This window comes from Nocardioides ultimimeridianus, from assembly GCF_054777895.1.
The window spans coordinates 217,145-235,125 of record NZ_BAAHAB010000002.1 but is presented as its reverse complement, the minus strand read 5'-3'; the positions used below and the strand labels follow the sequence as shown (position 1 = coordinate 235,125).

General features: G+C 73.5%; 16 protein-coding genes. 5 read left to right on the top strand and 11 right to left on the bottom strand.

What is annotated here, in order from left to right; all coding sequences use genetic code 11:
• Window positions 1-527: 527 nt before the first annotated feature.
• From ACYU8V_RS01120 to ACYU8V_RS01090, 7 genes are all read right to left on the bottom strand, one after another.
• Entirely contained in the window at window positions 528-872 is a 345-nt protein-coding gene (locus ACYU8V_RS01120; RefSeq protein ID WP_460844587.1) for a DUF488 domain-containing protein, read from the bottom strand.
• 18 nt (window positions 873-890) lie between these two features.
• Window positions 891-2,000 carry a glycosyltransferase gene (locus ACYU8V_RS01115; RefSeq protein WP_460844586.1) on the bottom strand — a complete coding sequence of 370 codons (1,110 nt, stop codon included), beginning with the start codon at window positions 1,998-2,000 and terminating at the stop codon, window positions 891-893.
• Window positions 1,997-3,955, bottom strand: a complete 1,959-nt coding sequence (locus ACYU8V_RS01110; RefSeq protein ID WP_460844585.1) for a glycosyltransferase family 39 protein — start codon at window positions 3,953-3,955, stop codon at window positions 1,997-1,999. The genes ACYU8V_RS01115 and ACYU8V_RS01110 overlap by 4 nt, the downstream gene beginning before the upstream one ends.
• Before the next feature lie 89 nt (window positions 3,956-4,044).
• A complete protein-coding gene (locus tag ACYU8V_RS01105) occupies window positions 4,045-4,803 on the bottom strand; it encodes an anti-sigma factor (protein ID WP_460844584.1) in 759 nt (252 codons plus the stop codon).
• Window positions 4,800-5,411 carry an ECF RNA polymerase sigma factor SigK gene (gene sigK, locus ACYU8V_RS01100; RefSeq protein ID WP_460844583.1) on the bottom strand — a complete coding sequence of 204 codons (612 nt, stop codon included), beginning with the start codon at window positions 5,409-5,411 and terminating at the stop codon, window positions 4,800-4,802. Before sigK ends, ACYU8V_RS01105 begins: the two co-directional genes overlap by 4 nt.
• A gap of 21 nt (window positions 5,412-5,432) precedes the next feature.
• Window positions 5,433-6,041 (bottom strand): fasciclin domain-containing protein, encoded by a 609-nt coding sequence (locus tag ACYU8V_RS01095; protein WP_460844582.1) that lies wholly within the window; start codon window positions 6,039-6,041, stop codon window positions 5,433-5,435.
• Between the two features lie 104 nt (window positions 6,042-6,145).
• Entirely contained in the window at window positions 6,146-7,663 is a 1,518-nt protein-coding gene (locus ACYU8V_RS01090) for a molybdopterin-dependent oxidoreductase (protein WP_460844581.1), read from the bottom strand.
• Between the two features lie 82 nt (window positions 7,664-7,745).
• Between ACYU8V_RS01090 and ACYU8V_RS01085 the strand changes: the two genes are divergently transcribed.
• From ACYU8V_RS01085 to ACYU8V_RS01070, 4 genes are read left to right on the top strand one after another with little or no spacing between them, the layout of a single operon-like run.
• On the top strand, window positions 7,746-9,731 hold the full coding sequence (locus ACYU8V_RS01085; RefSeq protein WP_460844580.1) for an FAD-dependent oxidoreductase: 1,986 nt from the start codon (window positions 7,746-7,748) through the stop codon (window positions 9,729-9,731).
• Entirely contained in the window at window positions 9,728-10,966 is a 1,239-nt protein-coding gene (locus tag ACYU8V_RS01080) for a class I SAM-dependent methyltransferase (RefSeq protein ID WP_460844579.1), read from the top strand. The genes ACYU8V_RS01085 and ACYU8V_RS01080 overlap by 4 nt, the downstream gene beginning before the upstream one ends.
• Window positions 10,963-12,216, top strand: coding sequence for a class I SAM-dependent methyltransferase (locus tag ACYU8V_RS01075; protein ID WP_460844578.1), 1,254 nt, complete (start codon window positions 10,963-10,965; stop codon window positions 12,214-12,216). The genes ACYU8V_RS01080 and ACYU8V_RS01075 overlap by 4 nt, the downstream gene beginning before the upstream one ends.
• Complete coding sequence (locus ACYU8V_RS01070) at window positions 12,210-12,986, top strand: DUF1295 domain-containing protein (protein ID WP_460844577.1); 777 nt, start codon at window positions 12,210-12,212, stop codon at window positions 12,984-12,986. Before ACYU8V_RS01075 ends, ACYU8V_RS01070 begins: the two co-directional genes overlap by 7 nt.
• A gap of 63 nt (window positions 12,987-13,049) precedes the next feature.
• Here ACYU8V_RS01070 and ACYU8V_RS01065 read toward each other — a convergent pair whose 3' ends face one another.
• From ACYU8V_RS01065 to ACYU8V_RS01055, 3 genes are read right to left on the bottom strand one after another with little or no spacing between them, the layout of a single operon-like run.
• Entirely contained in the window at window positions 13,050-13,373 is a 324-nt protein-coding gene (locus ACYU8V_RS01065; protein WP_460844576.1) for a hypothetical protein, read from the bottom strand.
• A 43-nt stretch (window positions 13,374-13,416) separates the two neighbouring features.
• Window positions 13,417-14,745 carry a TIGR01777 family oxidoreductase gene (locus tag ACYU8V_RS01060; protein WP_460844575.1) on the bottom strand — a complete coding sequence of 443 codons (1,329 nt, stop codon included), beginning with the start codon at window positions 14,743-14,745 and terminating at the stop codon, window positions 13,417-13,419.
• 13 nt (window positions 14,746-14,758) lie between these two features.
• Window positions 14,759-16,108, bottom strand: a complete 1,350-nt coding sequence (locus tag ACYU8V_RS01055) for a cryptochrome/photolyase family protein (protein WP_460844574.1) — start codon at window positions 16,106-16,108, stop codon at window positions 14,759-14,761.
• Between the two features lie 99 nt (window positions 16,109-16,207).
• Here ACYU8V_RS01055 and ACYU8V_RS01050 point away from each other — a divergent pair, with 99 nt between their 5' ends.
• Window positions 16,208-17,470: an MFS transporter gene (locus ACYU8V_RS01050; protein WP_460844573.1), complete on the top strand. Its 1,263-nt coding sequence runs from the start codon at window positions 16,208-16,210 to the stop codon at window positions 17,468-17,470.
• Here the strand turns inward: ACYU8V_RS01050 and ACYU8V_RS01045 are convergent.
• The gene (locus ACYU8V_RS01045) at window positions 17,449-17,922 is read right to left on the bottom strand and encodes a DUF2505 domain-containing protein (protein WP_460844572.1); all 474 of its coding nucleotides are present in this window, start codon (window positions 17,920-17,922) and stop codon (window positions 17,449-17,451) included. The two genes, ACYU8V_RS01050 and ACYU8V_RS01045, sit on opposite strands and share 22 nt — an antisense overlap.
• Between the last annotated feature and the right edge of the window lie 59 nt (window positions 17,923-17,981).

Below are 17,981 nucleotides of genomic sequence, written 5' to 3'. Positions count from 1 at the left end.
GGCCCAGGCCAGGACCGCGGTGAGCTCGTCGAGGTCGGCTTGGCGTCGGGTGGTCACCGCACTGCTGATGGCGGCGAGGATGCCGCCGCAGCTGGAGTGATCGCCCGAGATCATGTCCCTATTTTAGTCGAACATAGTAGCGATACAAGTGGATAAGCCTGTGGATTGTGTGGATAGCCGATCGCCTTCCGCGGGGCTGTCCACAGTCGTGCGGGCGGCCGCGCAGCGGCGGCGCGGGCGAAGCCCGTGCCGTTGTCGCGCCGTCCAGCCGTGCGCCAGGGCCCCGCGGTCAAGGACGGCCGAAGGCCGCCGCGCAGCGGCGCGAACGAAGTGAGCGTCCTTGACGGCGGGAGGCGCACGGCTAAGGTGCGGCCGCCCACACCAGCCCCGAAGGAAGCCAGGGTCCAGTCATCGCGGTTGCCTTGCAGCCCGGTCGAACCGAGGCGGAGCGAGTCGTGTCGGCCGAGTTGGTTTCGATACGTCGCTCGCTGGCGCTCGCGACTACTCAACCAACGACGTGCCCTCTCCTACTCGACGAGGTCGAGCAACACCCGCACGTGGTTGTGCACCGGATCCTTGGCCGCGTACACCAGCGTGACCACCGGATGCTCTCCGCACCGCGCCCGCAGCAACTCCAGGTCGGGCGAGCCGTCGAGCTCGGCCCGGTACCGCTCCGCGAACTCCTCGAAGCGCTCCGGCCGGTGCCCGAACCAGGTCCGCAGCTCGGCCGACGGGGCGACGTCCTTCAACCACTCGTCGAGCTGGGCCGAGGCCTCGCTCACCCCGCGCGGCCACAGCCGGTCGACGAGGATCCGGTGACCGTCGGCGGCCGCGGGGGCGTCGTACACGCGCTTCGCCCGGACCTCACCCATGCCCGCCACGCTACGCGGCTACGTCATCACCCGCAGCAGGGTCAGGAACCGCAGCATCGTGGCGAGGGCGTTGGCGGCGACCAGCACCCCCAGCTCGGCGAAGCGCGAGGGGGTGGGGTCGCCGAGGTGCAGCACGGCGAGCGAGCCCGAGGTCAGCAGCAGCCCGACCCCGAACGCGACCAGTCCCGCGACGTGGTGACGCACCAGGCCGGCGCGCGACCGGATCCCGAAGGTGAGCCGACGGTTGACCGCGGTGTTGCCGATGGCGGTGACCAGCAGCGCGACCAGGTTCGCGACCTGGGCGTCGACGGAGATCCGCCCCACCAGGTAGAGCAGCAGGTACGCCGCCGTGCTGAGCACCCCGACGGCCGCGAACCGCGCGAACCGGCCGCGGGCCAGCCGGGCGACGCCGCGCAGGTCGTCGCGGATCGTCGTGGCGATGTCGACGCGCGAGTCCGGGTCGTCGACCCAGTCAACCGGCACCTCGTGGATCCGCAGGCCGGCGTCCTCGGCGAGCACCAACAGCTCGGTGTCGAAGAACCAGGAGTCGTCCGCCACCTGCGGCAGCAGCCACTCGGCGACGTCGCGCCGGATCGCCTTGAACCCGCACTGCGCGTCGGAGAAGCCGGCCGACAGCACGCCGCGCAGCAGCAGGTTGTAGCCGCGGGAGATGAGCTCGCGCTTCGGCCCGCGCACGACCCGGCTCCCCCGCGCCAGCCGCGACCCGATGGCGAGGTCGGAGTGCCCGGACAGCAGCGGCGCCAGCAGCGGCGGGAGCGCCCGCAGGTCGGTGGAGAGGTCGACGTCCATGTAGCCGACGACCTCCGACCGCGACCGGCTCCACGCCTCCCGCAGCGCCAGGCCGCGACCCTTGCGGTCCAGGTGCAGAGCTCGTACGCCGGGCACCTCCCGCTCCAGCCGGCTCGCGATCGCCCAGGTCCCGTCGGTGCTCGCGTTGTCGGCGATCGTGACCGTCGCGTCCAGGCCGGCCTCCGCGAGGTAGCCCCCCAGGCGGCGTACCGACGCCTCCAGGGCCTGCTCCTCGTTGTGCACGGGGATCACCAGCTCGATCGGGGGCACGGCCGCGTCCCGGACGAGCTCGTCGGACTCCCATCGCAGCGAGCTCATGCGTTCTGTCCCGCCGTGCTGGGGGAGGAGGTCAGGTCGTAGACCGTGGTGCCGCCGATCGTGGTGGCGGTGAAGGTCGACTCCACCCAGCTGGTGATCTGGCTGGCGGTCGAGGTCTGCGAGCCGGAACCCCCCATCCCACCGGCGTTCCCGGCCGCGATGAAGTAGTGGATCCGCCCCTCGGCGACGTACTGCTGGAACTGCGCGAGGGTCGGGCTGGCCGCGGTCCCGTTGAAGCCGCCGATCGCCATGACGGCCTCGCCGCTGGCGAGCTGGTAGTCGGCCGCCGTGCTGGAGCGGACGGTCGCTGCCGCCCAGGTGTACGCCGAGGCGTCGGCCTGCAGGGCCGTCGTGAGCTCGCTGCTGACGCTGGAGCCGCCGAACATCCCGCCACCACCTGCCGCACCGCCCATCCCGGTCGGTGGGGTGCCGGTCGACGGCGGCGTGCCCATCCCGGTCGGACGCGCGCCGCCCCCGGCTATCCCGCCCATCCCGCCCATCCCCGACACCGGCCCGGCGGTCACGATCGACCCGGTGTGCGCGGTGCCCACCGTGTCCAGCGTGTACGCCGCCGGCCCGGCCGAGCCGACCAGCACGGTCGCGAGGATCAGCCCGGCGGCCAGTCGCCGGTCGAGCCGGTGCGCGACGAGGAAGAGCGCCGCGGCGCCGAAGCCGAGCAGGATGACCGGCCAGCGCAGGGCGTCGTACGGGTTCTCGCCGGCCTGGCCGAGCAGCACGAAGGCCCACGCGGCGCTCCCGGCCACCGCGACCGCCAGCACCGCGCGCGCCCACGGCACCGAGCGCCGCTGCCACAGCACCCACGACCCGAGCACCGCCGTCATGGCGATCCACGGGGCCAGCGCCACGGTGTAGTAGTCGTGGTAGATCCCGGCCATGAACGAGAAGGTCAGGCCGGTGACCAGCATCGAGCCGCCGGTCGCGAGCAGAGCGGCTCGGACCCGGTCGGTGCGCGGCGCACGCCGCAACGCCACCAGGCCGCCGACCAGGACGACGAGCGCCGCCGGCAGGAGCCAGGAGATCATGCCGCCGGACACCCCGCCGAACAGCCGCAGCAGACCCACGTCGGAGCTGAAGCCCGCGTTGCCGAGGCCACCCGCCTCCGACCCGGTGAGCCTGCCGAGGCCGTTGTAGCCGAGCACCAGCTCGAGGATGTTGTTGTCGGTCGAGCCGTCGATGTACGGCCGGTCGGCGGCGGGCCAGAGCTCGACGATCGCGACCCACCAGCCCGCGCTGGCGATCATCGCGGCGAAGGCCGCGAGCAGGTGCCTGATCCGCACGCCGAGCGGAGCGGGCGCGGCGACGAGGTAGACCAGCACGAACGCCGGCAGCACCAGGAACGCCTGCAGCATCTTGGTGAGGAACGCGAGTCCGACCAGCACGCCCGCGAGCACGAGCCACCGGCCGCGGGCCGCCTCGGCCGCCCGCAGCGTCGCGTAGCCGGCGGCCACGAGCAGCAGGAGCAGCAGCGCGTCGGGGTTGTTGAACCGGAACATCAGCGCGGCCGACGGTGTCAGGGCGGTCGCCGCACCGGCGATGAACGCGGCAGGGAGACCGGCGACCCGGCGTACGGTCAGATAGGTGAGCCAGACCGTCGCGACGCCCATCAGGGCCTCCGGCACCAGGATCGACCAGGAGCTCAGCCCGAAGACGCGGACCGAGAGGTCCATGACCCACAGCGACGCGGGCGGCTTGTCGACGGTGATCGCGTTGCCGGAGTCGAGCGAGCCGAAGAGGAAGGCCTTCCAGCTCACCGAGCCCGCCTGGACGGCGGCGGAGTAGAAGGAGTTCGCGTAGCCCGACGCCGACAGCGACCACAGGTAGGTCACGGCGGTGGCGAGGAGCAGCGAGGCGAGGCCGGCGCGCTCGGAGGGACGCCGCCGGTGGGCGGGCGCGGGCGCCGGTGGCGCCACGGGGGGATCGAGGAGAGCGGTCATGCCCCCGACGATGCGCAGCCCCACTGTGCGCGGCGTCCGGCGAACCTGTGGCCCTCTTGTGAGGTGTTCGCCGGACGCCGTGCGTCAGGTCACGTCGTCAGGGTGACGAGCGCGATGGGCTTGGTCGTCGGGGCGTTCGAGCCGCCCGCCTTCTCGACCGTGATGCCGAGCGCCCTGGCCGGGCCGGCGTTGCCGTTGACGACCTGGGTCAGGTCCGAGCCGTCCGCGAACAGGCCGGCCCGCTTCATCGTCCCCGAGGGCGCGAGCAGCCACAGCTCGTAGACATGGCCGGCCGGGGCCTGGCTGATGCCCGTGGCGACCACCACCGCACGGTTGAGCGCAGCGGAGCGGTAGACCGTGACCGTGCCTCCGCCGGCGACTGGGCCGGAGTAGTGCTGCACGTCGGCGGCGTGGATGACCTGCTCGGCGGCCGTGGGCGGCGCGACGGACGTGCTGTCCCAGGGATGCAGCGCGGCGGTGGTCCCGCCGGCGACGATCGCCGCGGCAGCGGCGGCCAGACCGATCTGCTGCCAGACCCGGCGCCGCAGCGGGCGGACGTTGTCGGGCACAGCCTCAGGCTTGGTCTCCGGCTGGGCCTCGACGACCTCGGGCTGCAGCGGCGGAAGGGGGCGTACGTCGGCGATGCCGGCCAGCACGCTGGCCCGCAGGCTCGGCGGCGGGGCGACCTCGGTGGTCGCCGCGATCTCGCCCGCGGCCGCCTGCAGTCCGGCGACCTCCTCACGGCAGGCGTCGCACACGGCGAGGTGCTGCTCGAACTCGGCGCGCTCGGCGCTGTCGAGCGCGTCGACGGCGTAGGCGCCCGAGAGAGCGTGGATGTCGCTGCTCATCGGTTCACCCCCATTCCCAGATTGTCTCTCAACCTGATCAGGCCATCCCTGATCCGGGTCTTCGCCGTCCCGAGCGGCAGGTCCAGCAGCGCGGCGACCTCGGTGTGCGTGTAGCCGCCGAGGTAGGCCAGCTCCACCGCCTCCCGCTGGACCGGTGTGAGCGACTCCAGCGCCGAGCGGACCCGCCGCGCCTCGAGCGAGGCGTGGGCCGCCTCGGCGGTGGAGTCGTGCTCGACGTCCTGGTTGCGACGCTCGTAGGTCTCGTCGCGCCGCGAGGCGGACTCGGCCGCGCGGACCCGGTCGACCGCCCGTCGGTGGGCGATGGTGAGGATCCAGCCCTGGGCACTGCCCCGCGCCTCGTCGTACCGGGCCGAGGTGCGCCACACCTCGAGGTAGACCTCCTGGGCGACCTCCTCGGCCTGGTGCGGGTCGCGGACGACCCGGCGTACCAGGCCGTAGACCCGCGCTGCCGTGGCGTCGTACAACGCGGCGAACGCGGTCTCGTCGCCGCGCGCCGACCGGCGCAGCAGGTCGGGGAGATCGGGGTGCCCCGAGCCGGGCGACACCGCGAAGGCGGTGGCACCCGGCTCGGGCAGTGACTGGTCCATGATGCTGATTCTGTCCTCAGGTCACATCTTGGGGAGCAGGACCTGGTCGATCACGTAGACCGTGGCGTTGGCCGTGGGGATGTTGCCGCACAGGACGTGCGCACCGTCGACGGTCATGCCGTCGGTGCTGCCGGCCACGGTGACCTTGTCCTTGTTCAGCGTGGTCTGGCTGCCGACGACCTGGCTCGGGTCGAGCTGGCCCGCGATCACGTGGTGGGTGAGGATCTCGGTGAGCAGCTTCTTGTTCGCGAGGACCGCGTTCAGCTCCTTCTTCGGCAGCTTGGCGAACGCGTCGTCGGTGGGCGCGAAGACCGTGAGGCCCGACGCGCCGTTCAGGGTGTCGACCAGGCCGGCCTTGGTGACGGCCGCGACCAGGGTCTTGAGCAGCGGGTTGTTGCTGGCCGCGGTGGCGACCGGGTCGTTGACCATGCCGTCGAAGGAGCCGGCGCCCGACGTCGGGACGGCCGAGCAGGCGGGACCGAAGGTCTGCGCACCGGCGCCGGACATCGCGGTGGTGCCCGCGTCGGCGGCCGCCGGGGTGCTGTCGTTGCTGCCACAGGCGGACAGGCCGCCGGCGAGAGCGAGGGCGAGGGCGGCGACGGCGCCGGTACGGCGGAGCGTGGTGGTCATGGTGATGCCTTCCGATCGAGAAACCCTTGGTGGGTCCTGGTGAAGGGTGTTCGGAGCGGTGGCCCGACCGGATGGGTCCGGATGGGCCGGATGTGGAAGTTTTTTCAGGAGACGTCGATGGAGATCGACTGCAGGCCGCTGGCTCCGTCGGGGAACGGCAGGGCGCGCACCGATGACTGCACGGTGCCGGCGCCGTCGGTGACCCGGCAGCTGAGCAGGTGGGTGCCCGGCGTGGCGTTCCACTTGTAGAACCACTGGCGCCAGTAGTCGTTGCCACCCGACGGCCCGAGCTGCGCGGGCACCCAGGCGCCCCCGTCGATGCTCACCTCGACCTTCGCCACGCCGCCCTCCTCCTGCGCCCAGGCGACGCCGCCGACGACGACGTCGCCGGCCTTCACCCGCTGCAGTGGCCGGGGGGTGTCGATCCGACTGGAGATCTTGATCGGTGCGTCGGTGGCCCACTTCCGCTGGGTCCAGTAGGCGTCGTGTCCGGCGTACGTCGTGACGGTGAGCCGCGTGACCCACTTGGTCGCGCTGATGAACCCGTAGAGCCCGGGGATCACCATGCGCGCGGGGAACCCGTGCTCCCGTGGCAGCGGCTCTCCGTTCATGCCGATCGCCACCATCGCGTCCCGGCCGTCGGTGGCCAGGGCGAGCGGGGTGCTGATGGTCATCCCGCCGACGTCGGTGCTGAGGATCTGGTCGGCGCCGGACTGCACGCCCGCCCGCTCCAGCAGGTCGGAGAGTCGTACGCCGAGCCAGCGGGCGCTGCCGACGTACGGACCGCCGACGCTGTTGCTCACGCAGGTCAGCGTGATGTCGCGCTCGATCAGCGGCATGGCCAGCAGGTCGTCGAACCCGATGGTGAACGGGTGATCGACCATCCCGTCGATGGTCAGGCTCCACGAGGAGCTGTCGACGACCGGGGTGTCCAGGCGGGTGTCGACGCGGTAGAAGTCGGCGTTCGGCGTCACGAACGGGGTGATCCCGGGCACCATCCGGTCCAGCCCGGCCGGGAGGACCGGGCCGATGTCGGTCGCCACCGGCAGGGTGATGTTCTCGGGGCGGGCCCGGAAGGAGATCACCTTCCGCCCGGCCTCGCCGATGCCGGCGGCCGCCACTCCGACGGCGGCGAAGCCGATCAGCACGGTGCGTCGGGAGGCGAACCGGGAGCCTCCCTCACCGGCGGTGGTGGAGCGCTCCATCAGCCGCAGCATGCCGACCAGTGCCACCGAGGCGACGACCGCGGCCACCACGCTCGGCAGCGCGTTCGCCGGTCCGGCGAGCGGCCGGCTCAGCGCGCAGGCGGCCGCGACGGCGGTCAGCGCGACGAAGGCGCCCACCCCCCACGCCGTTCGCCGCCGGGCCAGCGGCCCGACCACGCAGGTGACCAGCAGGACGACCACCAGCACCGAGCTGGTGAGGATCGTCTTGTCGTTGGTGCCGAAGTGGGCGATCGCCCACTCCTTGACCGGGGTCGGCGTGTGGTCGATGACCACCGAGCCGACGGCCAGCACCGGCGAGGCCGAGGGCGTGGTGAGTGCGGCCAGCAGGTGGCCGGTGGCGAGGCCGAGCCCTCCGGCGAGCGGGCCGAGCAGGACGGTGGGCAGACGGTTCCTCATGGAGGTCGTTCGGAGCGGGCGTCCCGGCGGATGGGTCCGATCCGGCGCCAATCCGACTCGGGCGCGGCTCCGAACCACCGGCATGACGCAACCGACGAGCCGCAGGGTCGCCGTGATCGGGGCCGGCGTGGCCGGCCTGACCGCGGCCTACGTCTGCTCCTCCGACGCCGAGGTCACCCTCTTCGAGGCGGCCGACCGGCTGGGCGGTCACGCGGACACCCACCGCGTGCTCGACCCGTCGGGCCGCGAGCTCGGCATCGACACCGGCTTCATCGTGCACAACGCGCGCACCTACCCGACCCTGCTGCGGCTGTTCGCCGAGCTCGGCGTGCCGACCCAGGAGTCGGAGATGTCGATGTCGATGGGCGACGACGTCACCGGGGTCACCTGGGCGGGGGCGCGCGGGCTGGGCGGGCTGGTGCCGTCCGGTCGCCGCGAGCTCGGCGCGCACCTGCGGATGCTGCGCGAGATCCCGCGCTTCCACCGGGCCGCGAAGGCTCTCCTCGCCGAGCAGGGTGAGGACCTCACTCCGCTGGCGGACTTCCTGCAACAGGGCGGCTTCTCGGCGTACTTCGTGCGGCACTTCATGGAGCCGCTCGTCGCCGCCGTCTGGTCGTGCGACCCGGAGCTCGCCGGCGACTACCCGGCCCGCTACCTGTTCGCCTTCCTCGCCCACCACGGGATGCTGTCGGTCACCGGCAGCCCGTCCTGGCGCACCATCACCGGCGGCTCGAAGGTGTACGTCGACCGCGTGCTGGCCGCCCTCGAGGCGCGCGGCGGGCAGGTCCGGCTCGGCGCCGCGGTCACGTCCGTCGCCGAGAACGGCGCCTCCGTGGAGGTCACGGCGAACGGCGTCCGCGAGGTCTTCGACCAGGTCGTCATCGCGACCCACCCGCACCAGGCGCTGGCGATGCTCGGCGAGGCGACGCCGCTGCACAAGGAGGTGCTCGGGGCGATCACCTACTCCCCCAACACCGCCGTGCTGCACACCGACACCTCGCTGCTCCCGGAGGCCGACCGGCTCCGCGCGTCGTGGAACTTCCGCCGCCGCCGCGAGGGGGCCGGCCCGGTCACGATCACCTACGACCTGACCCGGCTGCAGCGGCTCCCCACCGACACCCGCTACCTGGTCACTCTCGGCGGCGACGGGCTCGTCGACCCCGCGCACGTCATCGACGTGATGGCCTACGAGCACCCGCTCTACACGCCCGCGAGCGTCGCGGCCCAGCGCCGGCTGCCCGAGCTCGACACCGACCGGATCGCCCTCGCCGGCGCCTACCACGGGTGGGGGTTCCACGAGGACGGCGCGCGCTCGGGCCTGGCGGCCGCGGAGCGGCTCGGGCACACCTGGGCTCCGGCCCCAGCCCGTGAGACCGCCCCGCGGGTCTACCGCACCACCGTCGAGCACGTACGCCGCCGGCCCTGGCCGCGGGCGTTCCGCCTGCGGTCGTGGATGTGGGTGGTCGATCTCGACGACCTGCCCGGCCGATCGGGCGGGCTCGCCCGCTTCGAGGCCCGCGACCACCTGGGCGACCCGGCGCTCGGCGTACGGGAGAACCTGGCGGCGTTCCTCGCCCTCAACGACGTCGAGCTGGGCGACGCGCGGGTCCGGCTGGCCGCGCAGCCGCGGGCGCTCGGGCACTGCTTCAACCCGATCAGCGTGTTCTGGTGCACCCGTCGTGACGGGACTCCCCTGGCCACCGTGGTCGAGGTGCACAACACCTACGGCGACCGGCACGCCTACCTGCTGGACCGCCCGACGCACGGCACGGTCACCAAGCAGCTCTACGTCTCGCCCTTCCACGGCGTCGACGGCAGCTACCGGGTCTCCGCGCCCGAGCCGGGCGACCAGCTCAGCATCTCGGTCGTCCTGCGTACCGACGACGGCGCCAGGTTCACCGCCACCCTGCGCGGCGACCGGGTCCCCGCGCGCCCGACCGTCCGGCTCCGCTCGGCGCTCGCCGGCGTCCGCGACAGCCTCCTCATCCGTGCCCACGGGGTCGCCCTGTGGCTGCGCGGACTCCCCGTGCAACCCCGCCCCACCCACCACCAGGAAGGTGTCCGATGACCCTCACCCCGACCCGCCCGAGCGCGCTGTGGGCGGACGTCCCGCTCCCGCCGGCCGGCCCCCGCACCCACGTCAGCGCCGCCATCGCCCGTGCCCTGTTCGTCGGGGCCGTCGACCGGCTGCCCGTGACCGTGCGGCTGCACGAGGCCGCGGGGGTGAGGACGCTCGGCCGCGGCGGTCCCGAGATGGACGTACGCCGCCCCGAGGAGCTGTTCGCACGGCTCGGCCGGGACGCCAACGTCGGGTTCGGCGAGGCCTACCTGACCGGGGCCTGGGACGCCGAGGACCTCGCCGGCTTCCTGGCCGTGCTCGCCGCGCGCCTGGAGCACCTGGTGCCGAAGCGGCTGCAGGCCGCCCGCGCGCTGGTGATGCCGCGGATCGGCCGCCACGACCACGGTCGTGAGGAGGACACCCAGCGCAACATCGCGCACCACTACGACCTGTCGAACGAGCTCTTCGCGACCTTCCTCGACCCGACGATGACCTACTCGTCGGCCTGGTTCGACGAGGGCGACGACCTGGAGCGGGCCCAGCTGCGCAAGATCGACGCGCTGCTCGACCTGGCCGGCGTGGGCGCGGGCACCCGGGTGCTGGAGATCGGCACCGGCTGGGGCGCGCTCGCGATCCGGGCGGCCGGGCGCGGAGCCACCGTCCGCACGATCACGCTGTCCGAGGAGCAGGCCGAGCTGGCCCGCGAGCGGATCGCCGAGGCGGGCCTGACCCACCTCGTGGACGTCGACCTGTGCGACTACCGCGCCGTCGAGGGCGAGTACGACGCCGTCCTCTCCGTGGAGATGATCGAGGCCGTGGGCTGGCGGTACTGGCCGACGTACTTCTCGACGATCGACCGGGTCCTGGCGCCGGGCGGACGGGTCGCGATCCAGGCGATCACGATGGCCGACCACCGGATGCGGGTGACCCGCGACAACCAGACCTGGATCACCAAGTACATCTTCCCCGGCGGGTTCCTGCCGTCCGTCGAGGCGCTGGACCGGGCGACCCGCGAGGCCACGACCCTGCGGCTGGCCGGGTCGACGGCGTTCGGGCAGCACTACGCGGAGACGCTGAGGCAGTGGGACCGCGCCTTCACCGCACGCGCGGACCAGGTCGAGGCGCTCGGCTTCGACGCCGGGTTCCGGCGGATGTGGCACTACTACCTGGAGTACTGCCGGGCCGGGTTCGCCGCCTCCTACATCGACGTCCACCAGCTGCTGTTCACCCGGGAGACGGCATGAGCGCGGGCACCGCCGACCTGGCTCCCCGGCTCGCGCGCGTCGTCGGTCCGCTCGTCGAGGACCTCCCGGTCCGGCTGCGGGCGTGGGACGGCTCCGAGGCGGGTCCGGTGGACGCGCCGCTGGTGGAGCTGCGCAGTCCGCAGGCCCTGCGCCGGCTGCTGTGGAGCCCCGGCGAGCTCGGCGCCGCGCAGGCCTATGTCACCGGCGACGCGGACCTCCCGGGCGACCTGGACACCACCCTGGACCTGCTGATGAGCGCGGGACGGGACGCCGCCCCCGGCGTACGTCCTCGGGTGCGGGCGCTGCTGCGAGCGGCCCGGCTGGCGCGCTCCGCGCAGCTGCTCGGCGCCCGGCCGCCGGCACCCGCGACCCAGGCGAGGATCCGCGGCCGGCTGCACTCACGGGCGCGCGACCGCGCCTCGATCAGCCACCACTACGACCTCTCCAACGAGTTCTACTCGCTGATCCTGGACGAGTCGATGGCCTACTCCTCGGGGTACCACACCTCGCCGGACGTCACCCTCGCCGAGGCGCAGGTGGCCAAGCTCGACCTGATCCTCGCCAAGCTCGGGCTGCGGCCCGGGGACACGCTGCTCGACGTCGGCTGCGGCTGGGGCTCGCTCACCGTGCACGCGGCGACGAAGGGGATCCGAGTCACCGGCGTCACCATCGCCGCCGAGCAGCGCAAGCACGTCCAGGGACGGATCGACGCACTCGGCCTCGGCGACCTCGCCCAGGTCGAGGTCTGCGACTACCGCGACGCCACCGGCCAGTACGACGCCGTCGCGTCGGTCGAGATGGGCGAGCACGTCGGCCAGGGCAACTACCCGACCTACGCCCGCGTCCTGCACGACCGCGTCCGCCCCGGCGGGCACGTGCTGGTCCAGCAGATGTCGCGCACCGGACGCCACCCCGGCGGAGGGCCGTTCATCGAGTCCTTCATCGCGCCGGACATGCACATGCGGCCGGTCGGGCAGACCGTCGGCTTCCTCGAGAACGCCGGCCTGGAGCTGCGCGACGTGCACGCGATGCGCGAGCACTACGTGCTCACGGTGGCCGGTTGGCTCGAGCGCTTCGAGGCGAACGTCGACCGGCTGACCGAGCTCGTCGGCGAGGAGATGGTCCGCGTCTGGCGGCTCTACCTCGTCGGCGGCGGCGCCGCCTTCCGCGACGGCCGGATGGGCGTCGACCAGATCCTGCTGGTGCGGCCGGGGGCCGGTCACCGCCTGCCGCCTGAGCGGCAATGGTGACGTACCTGGCGGCCGCGCTCGCCGTGGCGGCGGTGATGGTGGGGGCAGCCCTCTGGGCGCGTCGCATCCGGCGGTACGCCGTCGTCGACGCCGCCTGGGGAGCAGCGTTCGTGGCAGCGGCCGTCGTGGGGGCGGCCGCTGGCACGGGCTGGCGCCGCTGGCTGCTCGTCGTGCTGGTGGCGGCCTGGGGCGGTCGGCTCACCTGGCACCTGTGGCGTCGGGTGACGACGGCCGGGCACGACGACCCCCGCTACGAGGAGATGATGGGCGGCCCGTTCCGGGAGGTGCCCTTCCCTCGGGTGGCCGTGAAGGTGTTCGGCCTGCAGGCCGCCGCCGTGGCGGTTGTCTCAGCGCCGGTGGTCGCGGGCGAGTCGCGCGCCCCCGACGGCGCCTGGGCGTGGTTCGTCGTACCGGGCGTGATGCTGTGGGCCGCGGGGCTGATCTTCGAGGCGGTCGGCGACGCGCAGCTGGCGGCGTACAAGGCCGACCCGGATCGCGGGCCCGTCCTGGACACCGGCCTGTGGGCCTGGACCCGGCACCCGAACTACTTCGGCGATGCCTCGGTGTGGTGGGGCCTCTGGCTCGTCGGCGGCGTCGCCTCCGGCCCGTGGGTCGCGCTCGCCACCCTGCCCGGGCCGCTCGTGATGACGTGGTTCCTCACCGTCGTCTCCGGCGCCCGCCTCACCGACAAGCGGATGGAGGGCCGGCCGGGGTGGGACGAGTACGCCGCCCGGACGCCGATGTTCTTCCCCCGCCCGCCCGGCCAGTGATCCCGTCGTTGGTTGAGTAGCGCGAGCGAGGAACGAGCGAGCGCGTATCGAAACCACCGACGCTTAGACCGGCGTGGATGGCAGATCCTCGACGGAGAACCCTGCGCAGATGCAGGTCAATGTGCAGTCCTCGTCCCACAAGATCAGCTCGACCTCCCAGCTACCGTCGGCTCGTCCCTCGGCGTGCGCCTCGGTCAGCTCCGCGTAGACCCACGGGAGCCGGATGCCGTTGGTCAGCCGAAGCTCGGAGAATCCACGGAGGAGCATCACGAAGAGCGACTCTTCGCCGCAATCGATGGCTCTCAGGTGGAGGACGAGAGTCATCGTCTCCAGCTGGATCTCGAACCGGGTGACCGTTGTCGCCCAGACACTGTTGATGTCCGCCATGGCTCACCTCGGATCTCGTAGGTGATCCCGACGATCTCACGGCTCAGCTTCCCGCCGACCCCAGCACGTGCCGCAGCGCCGGCTCCAGCGTCGGGAAGCGGAACGGGTGGTCGAGGCTCTCCAGGACGGCCGGCTGCACCCGCTGGCTGGCCAGCGCGACTTCCCGCGCGCCTTCCCCGCCGAGCAGCAGCCGCGGCCCGAAGGACGGCACCGGCAGCACGGCGGGGCGGTGGACCGCGCGTCCCAGCGCCTTCGCGTACGCCGATCCGGTGACCGGCGCGGGAGCCACCGCGTTGACCGGCCCGACGAGGCGTGCGTCGACGAGCGCGCGCAGGTAGACGTCGAGCAGGTCGTCGATGCCGATCCACGACAGCCACTGGGTGCCGCCGGCGATCGGGCCGCCGAGGCCCGCGGTGTACAGCGGGCGCAGCAGGGCGAGCGCGCCACCGGCGGGGCTCTGCACGATGCCGGTGCGGACCGTCACCACGCGGCAGTCGGCCGCGGCGACGGCGGCCGCGTCCTCCCAGTCCGCCACCACGTCGGCGAGGAAGCCGTCGCCGCGCTCGCTCGACTCGGTGAGCAGCTCGTCGCCACGGTCGGCGCCGTACAGGCCGATCGCCGAAGCGCTCACGAAGGTCCCGATCCCCGAGCGCGCGGCCAGCGCGGCGAGCCGCCGGGTCGGCTCGATCCGGCTGTCCCGGATGGCCGCGCGGTGCTCGTCGGTGAACCGCCCCGCGATGCTCGCGCCGGCCAGGTGCACGACCGCGTCGACACCCTCCAGCAGGTCCGACGCGGGCGAGGCGGGGTCCCAGCGCCGCTCGTCGGGGCCGCTGACGGCGTGCCGCACCAGCCGCACCACGCGATGCCCGCCGGTCGTCAGGAAGGCGGTGAGCGCGCTGCCCACCAGTCCACTCGCGCCCGTGACCGCCACGGTCAACGGCTCCGGGCGCAGCGAGCGCGCCCACGTGTGCGCGGCCAGGTCACCGGCCAGCTGGCGGTGCCGGTAGCCGAACATGGGCTCCACGAACCGCCGCGGCGCCGTCGTCGCGACCCGGTCGGTCAGCGAGGACCCGTCCGCGGCCGGCACGACCCGGTGCTCGTGGCGCCAGCGCACCGGCGCCACGAACGGCCGCGACACGAGCTCGTCGACGAACTGCTCGCCCTCGACGTACCCGCTCGGGTCGTGCCGTGCCACCCAGCGCCGGCCCGCGGGCAGCGCGAACTCCGCCTCGCCGTCCCGCAGCGACGACGCCTCCCGCACGACCCGGATCGGCTGCCACGGCGGGCTCAGCCGGTGCACCGCGCCGGGGCGCGCGTGCCACGCGAACACCTCCTCGGCCGGGTACGGCAGGTCCTGGATCCACTCGAGCATGGCTCTCCTCTTCTCACGTCCCGGTGCTGCGCCGCAGCTCCTCGTACGCCGCCAGTGCCGACGCACGCTCCTTCGCGTGGTCGACGATGGGCGACGGGTACCCCTCCGGTGGCCCGGCACGCCACGGCTCGTGGATCTCCCGTACGCCGAGCGAGCGCAGCTCGGGCACCCAGCGCCGGATGTAGTCGCCGTCGGGGTCGAACCGCCTCGACTGGGTCACCGGGTTGAAGACCCGGAAGTACGGCGACGCGTCGGTGCCGCAGCCCGCCGTCCACTGCCAGCCGTGCTGGTTGCTGGCCAGGTCTCCGTCGACGAGGTGCCGCAGGAAGTGCCGGGCGCCGAGCTGCCACTCGATCTTGAGGTCCTTGACCAGGAACGAGGCGACCAGCATCCGCACCCGGTTGTGCATCCAGCCCTCGGCGAGCAGCTGCCGCATCCCGGCGTCGACGAGCGGGTAGCCGGTGCGGCCCTCCGCCCACGCGGACAGCCGCTGCTCCCGCAGGTCGCCGCCCACCCACGGCAGCGCGTCGAGCTGCGGGTGCAGGGACGCCCGCGCCGACTCCGGGTGGTGGTGCAGCACGTCGGCGTAGAACTCCCGCCAGGCCAGCTCCGCGCGGAAGGTGGTGTCGTCGGGGCCGAGGTCGGCGAGCAGGGTGAGGGGGTGGACCGCGCCCACCTTGAGGTACGCCGAGAGCCGCGACGTCGAGTCGAGGTCCGGGCGGTCCCGCTCCTCGGCGTACCGCCGCAGCGTGGGGAGGAACTCCTCCCACGCGCGATGGGCCGCGGCCTCGCCCGCCTCGGGCAGCGCCGTCGCGCCCAGGTCAGGGTCGTCGGGGATCGCCTCGGAGGTCAGCCCGCGCCAGGTGGTCGCCGCCGGGTCCGACCCCGCCGGCGCCCGCCATCCGTGGGCGAGCCAGGCCTTGAGGAACGGCGTGAAGACCCGGTACGGCGTCCCGCCGCCGGTCAGCACCCGCCCCGGTGTCACGGCGTACGCCGATCCGGTGCGCACCAGCGGCACCCGGTCCTCGACGCTGCGGTCGCGTTCGGCGCCGTACGGACCGGTGTCGGCCGACACGTGCACGGCGGCCGCACCGGCCTCCGCGACGACCGCGGGCACCACGTCCTCGGGGCGACCCGCGCGCACGACGAGGCCCGGTCCGTGCCGGCGCAGGTCGGCGTCGAGTGCGCGCAGCGAGCGCAGCAGGAACGCGGTGCGGGGAGCGCCGGACGGCCGCAGCAGGGCGGGATCCAGCACGAACAGCGGCACGACGCCGTCGCGCCCGGCCGCCTCCGCGGCCGCGAGCAGCGCGGGGTGGTCACCCAGCCGCAGGTCGCGCCGGAACCACAGCACCTGCGTCGCCACGCGCGCTCCTCCCGTCGCCCGATCCGTCGGTCCCGTGTGGTTCGGAGCCGCGCCGATATCGGATGGCCGCCCCTGTTCCCTCGACCGTAGCCTCTGCACGTGCCCGCCCCCGACGTCACCGCGATCCAGCGCCGGACCCTGATCGTGGTGGTGATCGGGCAGGTCCTCGGCGGTGCGGGCCTCGCCGCCGGCGTCACGGTCGGCGCCCTGCTCGCGCAGGACATGCTCGGCACCGATGGGCTCGCCGGAGTGCCGACGGCCCTGTTCACGCTCGGCTCGGCGCTGACCGCCTACCTCGTCGGGCGGGTGAGCCAGCGCGCCGGCCGCCGGATCGGACTCGGCCTGGGCTTCGCGACCGGTGGCGTCGGCGCGCTCGGCGTGGTCCTCGCGGCCGCGCTCGACAGCGTGCCGCTGCTCTTCCTCTTCCTGTTCGTGTACGGCGCCGGCACCGCCACCAACCTGCAGGCCCGGTACGCCGGCACCGACCTGGCCACGCCCGCGACCCGCGGCCGCGCGATCAGCACCGCCCTGGTCGCGACGACCATCGGAGCCGTCGCCGGGCCCAACCTGACCGAGCCGCTCGGCCACGTCGCCGAGCACCTCGGGCTGCCGCCGCTGGCCGGTCCGTTCCTGCTGGCCGGCATCGCCTACCTGGCCGCGGGCGCGGCCCTCGTCGTGCTGCTGCGTCCGGACCCGCTGCTGCTCGCCCGCGAGCTCGCCGGCACCGCCGGTGCCGCCGGCACCGCCGGTGCCGCGCAGCCGGACCGCCCCGACGGCGTACCGGCCCGACGCATCCCGGCCGGCGCCGCCGTCGGCGCGACGATCATGGTGCTCACCCAGATCGCGATGGTCGCGATCATGACGATGACGCCCGTGCACATGCGGCACTTCCACCACTCGGTGGGCGAGGTCGGCCTGGTGATCGGCCTGCACATCGCCGCGATGTACCTGCCCTCCCCACTCACCGGCGTGCTCGTCGACCGGGTCGGCCGGCAGCCCACGGCGCTGGCCGCCGGTGTCGTGCTGCTCGCGGCCGGCGTGGTCGCGGCGACCGCTCCGGGCGACTCGACGCCGCTGACGATCATCGCCCTGGTGCTGCTCGGCCTGGGCTGGAACCTCGGCCTGATCTCCGGCACCGCGATCGTGGTCGACGCGACGACGCCCGCCGAGCGACCCCGTACCCAGGGCACCATCGACGTGCTCGTCGCCCTGGCCGGCGCGGGCGGCGGACTGCTCTCCGGCGTGGTCGTCGCGGTCAGCAGCTACGCGACCCTGTCGCTGGCGTGCGGCCTGCTGGCCCTCGCCCTGGTCCCGGCCCTGGCCCTCGCCCGAGGGGCGGCTCAGCCGGCGAGCCAGGCCTGACCGACCGTGTGCTCCTTCGCGAAGCCGTCGCCGGTGAGGTCGCACACGAGCTTCTCGAGCTTGCCGCCGATCAGCGGCACGCTCGCCCTGACGTCGAGGTCGTAGGTCACGACCGCGCCCTGCCCGCGCGCCGCCACCGTGACCGTCCCGGACATCGAGGTCGGCTTGCCCGGGGTCTCCACGGCGTACGCCGCCTGCGGGCCCTTCCACGTGGCGGTGATGATCGCGCGGGTGCTGTCGCCCACGAACTTCTTCGCGAACGACGGCACGCCCACGACCGCCTGCTGCTGGTCGGTCACGACCTCCACGTCCTCGCCGGAGCCCGTCACCGTCGTCGCGCTGGACAGCGCGCCGGTCGCGTCCGCGACCCGGTCCCAGTACGCCGCGTCCTGCAGCATGGCGAGCACGTCGACGACGGGAGCGGCGTAGGCGAGGTCACGGGTCAGGCGCATGCGCCCATCATGACTGAAACACGTTCCATCCGCAGTGTGCCTACCCTCGGAGGAGAAGG

Excerpts from the sequence above, each read along its gene's own strand:
- ACYU8V_RS01080 (WP_460844579.1), top strand. The coding sequence starts at position 9,728 with ATGACCCTCACCCCGACCCGCCCGAGCGCGCTGTGGGCGGACGTCCCG.
- sigK (WP_460844583.1), bottom strand. The coding sequence starts at position 5,411 with ATGGACCAGTCACTGCCCGAGCCGGGTGCCACCGCCTTCGCGGTGTCG.
- ACYU8V_RS01110 (WP_460844585.1), bottom strand. The coding sequence starts at position 3,955 with ATGACCGCTCTCCTCGATCCCCCCGTGGCGCCACCGGCGCCCGCGCCC.
- ACYU8V_RS01090 (WP_460844581.1), bottom strand. The coding sequence starts at position 7,663 with ATGAGGAACCGTCTGCCCACCGTCCTGCTCGGCCCGCTCGCCGGAGGG.
- ACYU8V_RS01045 (WP_460844572.1), bottom strand. The coding sequence starts at position 17,922 with ATGCGCCTGACCCGTGACCTCGCCTACGCCGCTCCCGTCGTCGACGTG.
- ACYU8V_RS01060 (WP_460844575.1), bottom strand. The coding sequence starts at position 14,745 with ATGCTCGAGTGGATCCAGGACCTGCCGTACCCGGCCGAGGAGGTGTTC.
- ACYU8V_RS01075 (WP_460844578.1), top strand. The coding sequence starts at position 10,963 with ATGAGCGCGGGCACCGCCGACCTGGCTCCCCGGCTCGCGCGCGTCGTC.
- ACYU8V_RS01120 (WP_460844587.1), bottom strand. The coding sequence starts at position 872 with ATGGGTGAGGTCCGGGCGAAGCGCGTGTACGACGCCCCCGCGGCCGCC.
- ACYU8V_RS01095 (WP_460844582.1), bottom strand. The coding sequence starts at position 6,041 with ATGACCACCACGCTCCGCCGTACCGGCGCCGTCGCCGCCCTCGCCCTC.
- ACYU8V_RS01085 (WP_460844580.1), top strand. The coding sequence starts at position 7,746 with ATGACGCAACCGACGAGCCGCAGGGTCGCCGTGATCGGGGCCGGCGTG.
- ACYU8V_RS01065 (WP_460844576.1), bottom strand. The coding sequence starts at position 13,373 with ATGGCGGACATCAACAGTGTCTGGGCGACAACGGTCACCCGGTTCGAG.
- ACYU8V_RS01105 (WP_460844584.1), bottom strand. The coding sequence starts at position 4,803 with ATGAGCAGCGACATCCACGCTCTCTCGGGCGCCTACGCCGTCGACGCG.
- ACYU8V_RS01070 (WP_460844577.1), top strand. The coding sequence starts at position 12,210 with ATGGTGACGTACCTGGCGGCCGCGCTCGCCGTGGCGGCGGTGATGGTG.
- ACYU8V_RS01115 (WP_460844586.1), bottom strand. The coding sequence starts at position 2,000 with ATGAGCTCGCTGCGATGGGAGTCCGACGAGCTCGTCCGGGACGCGGCC.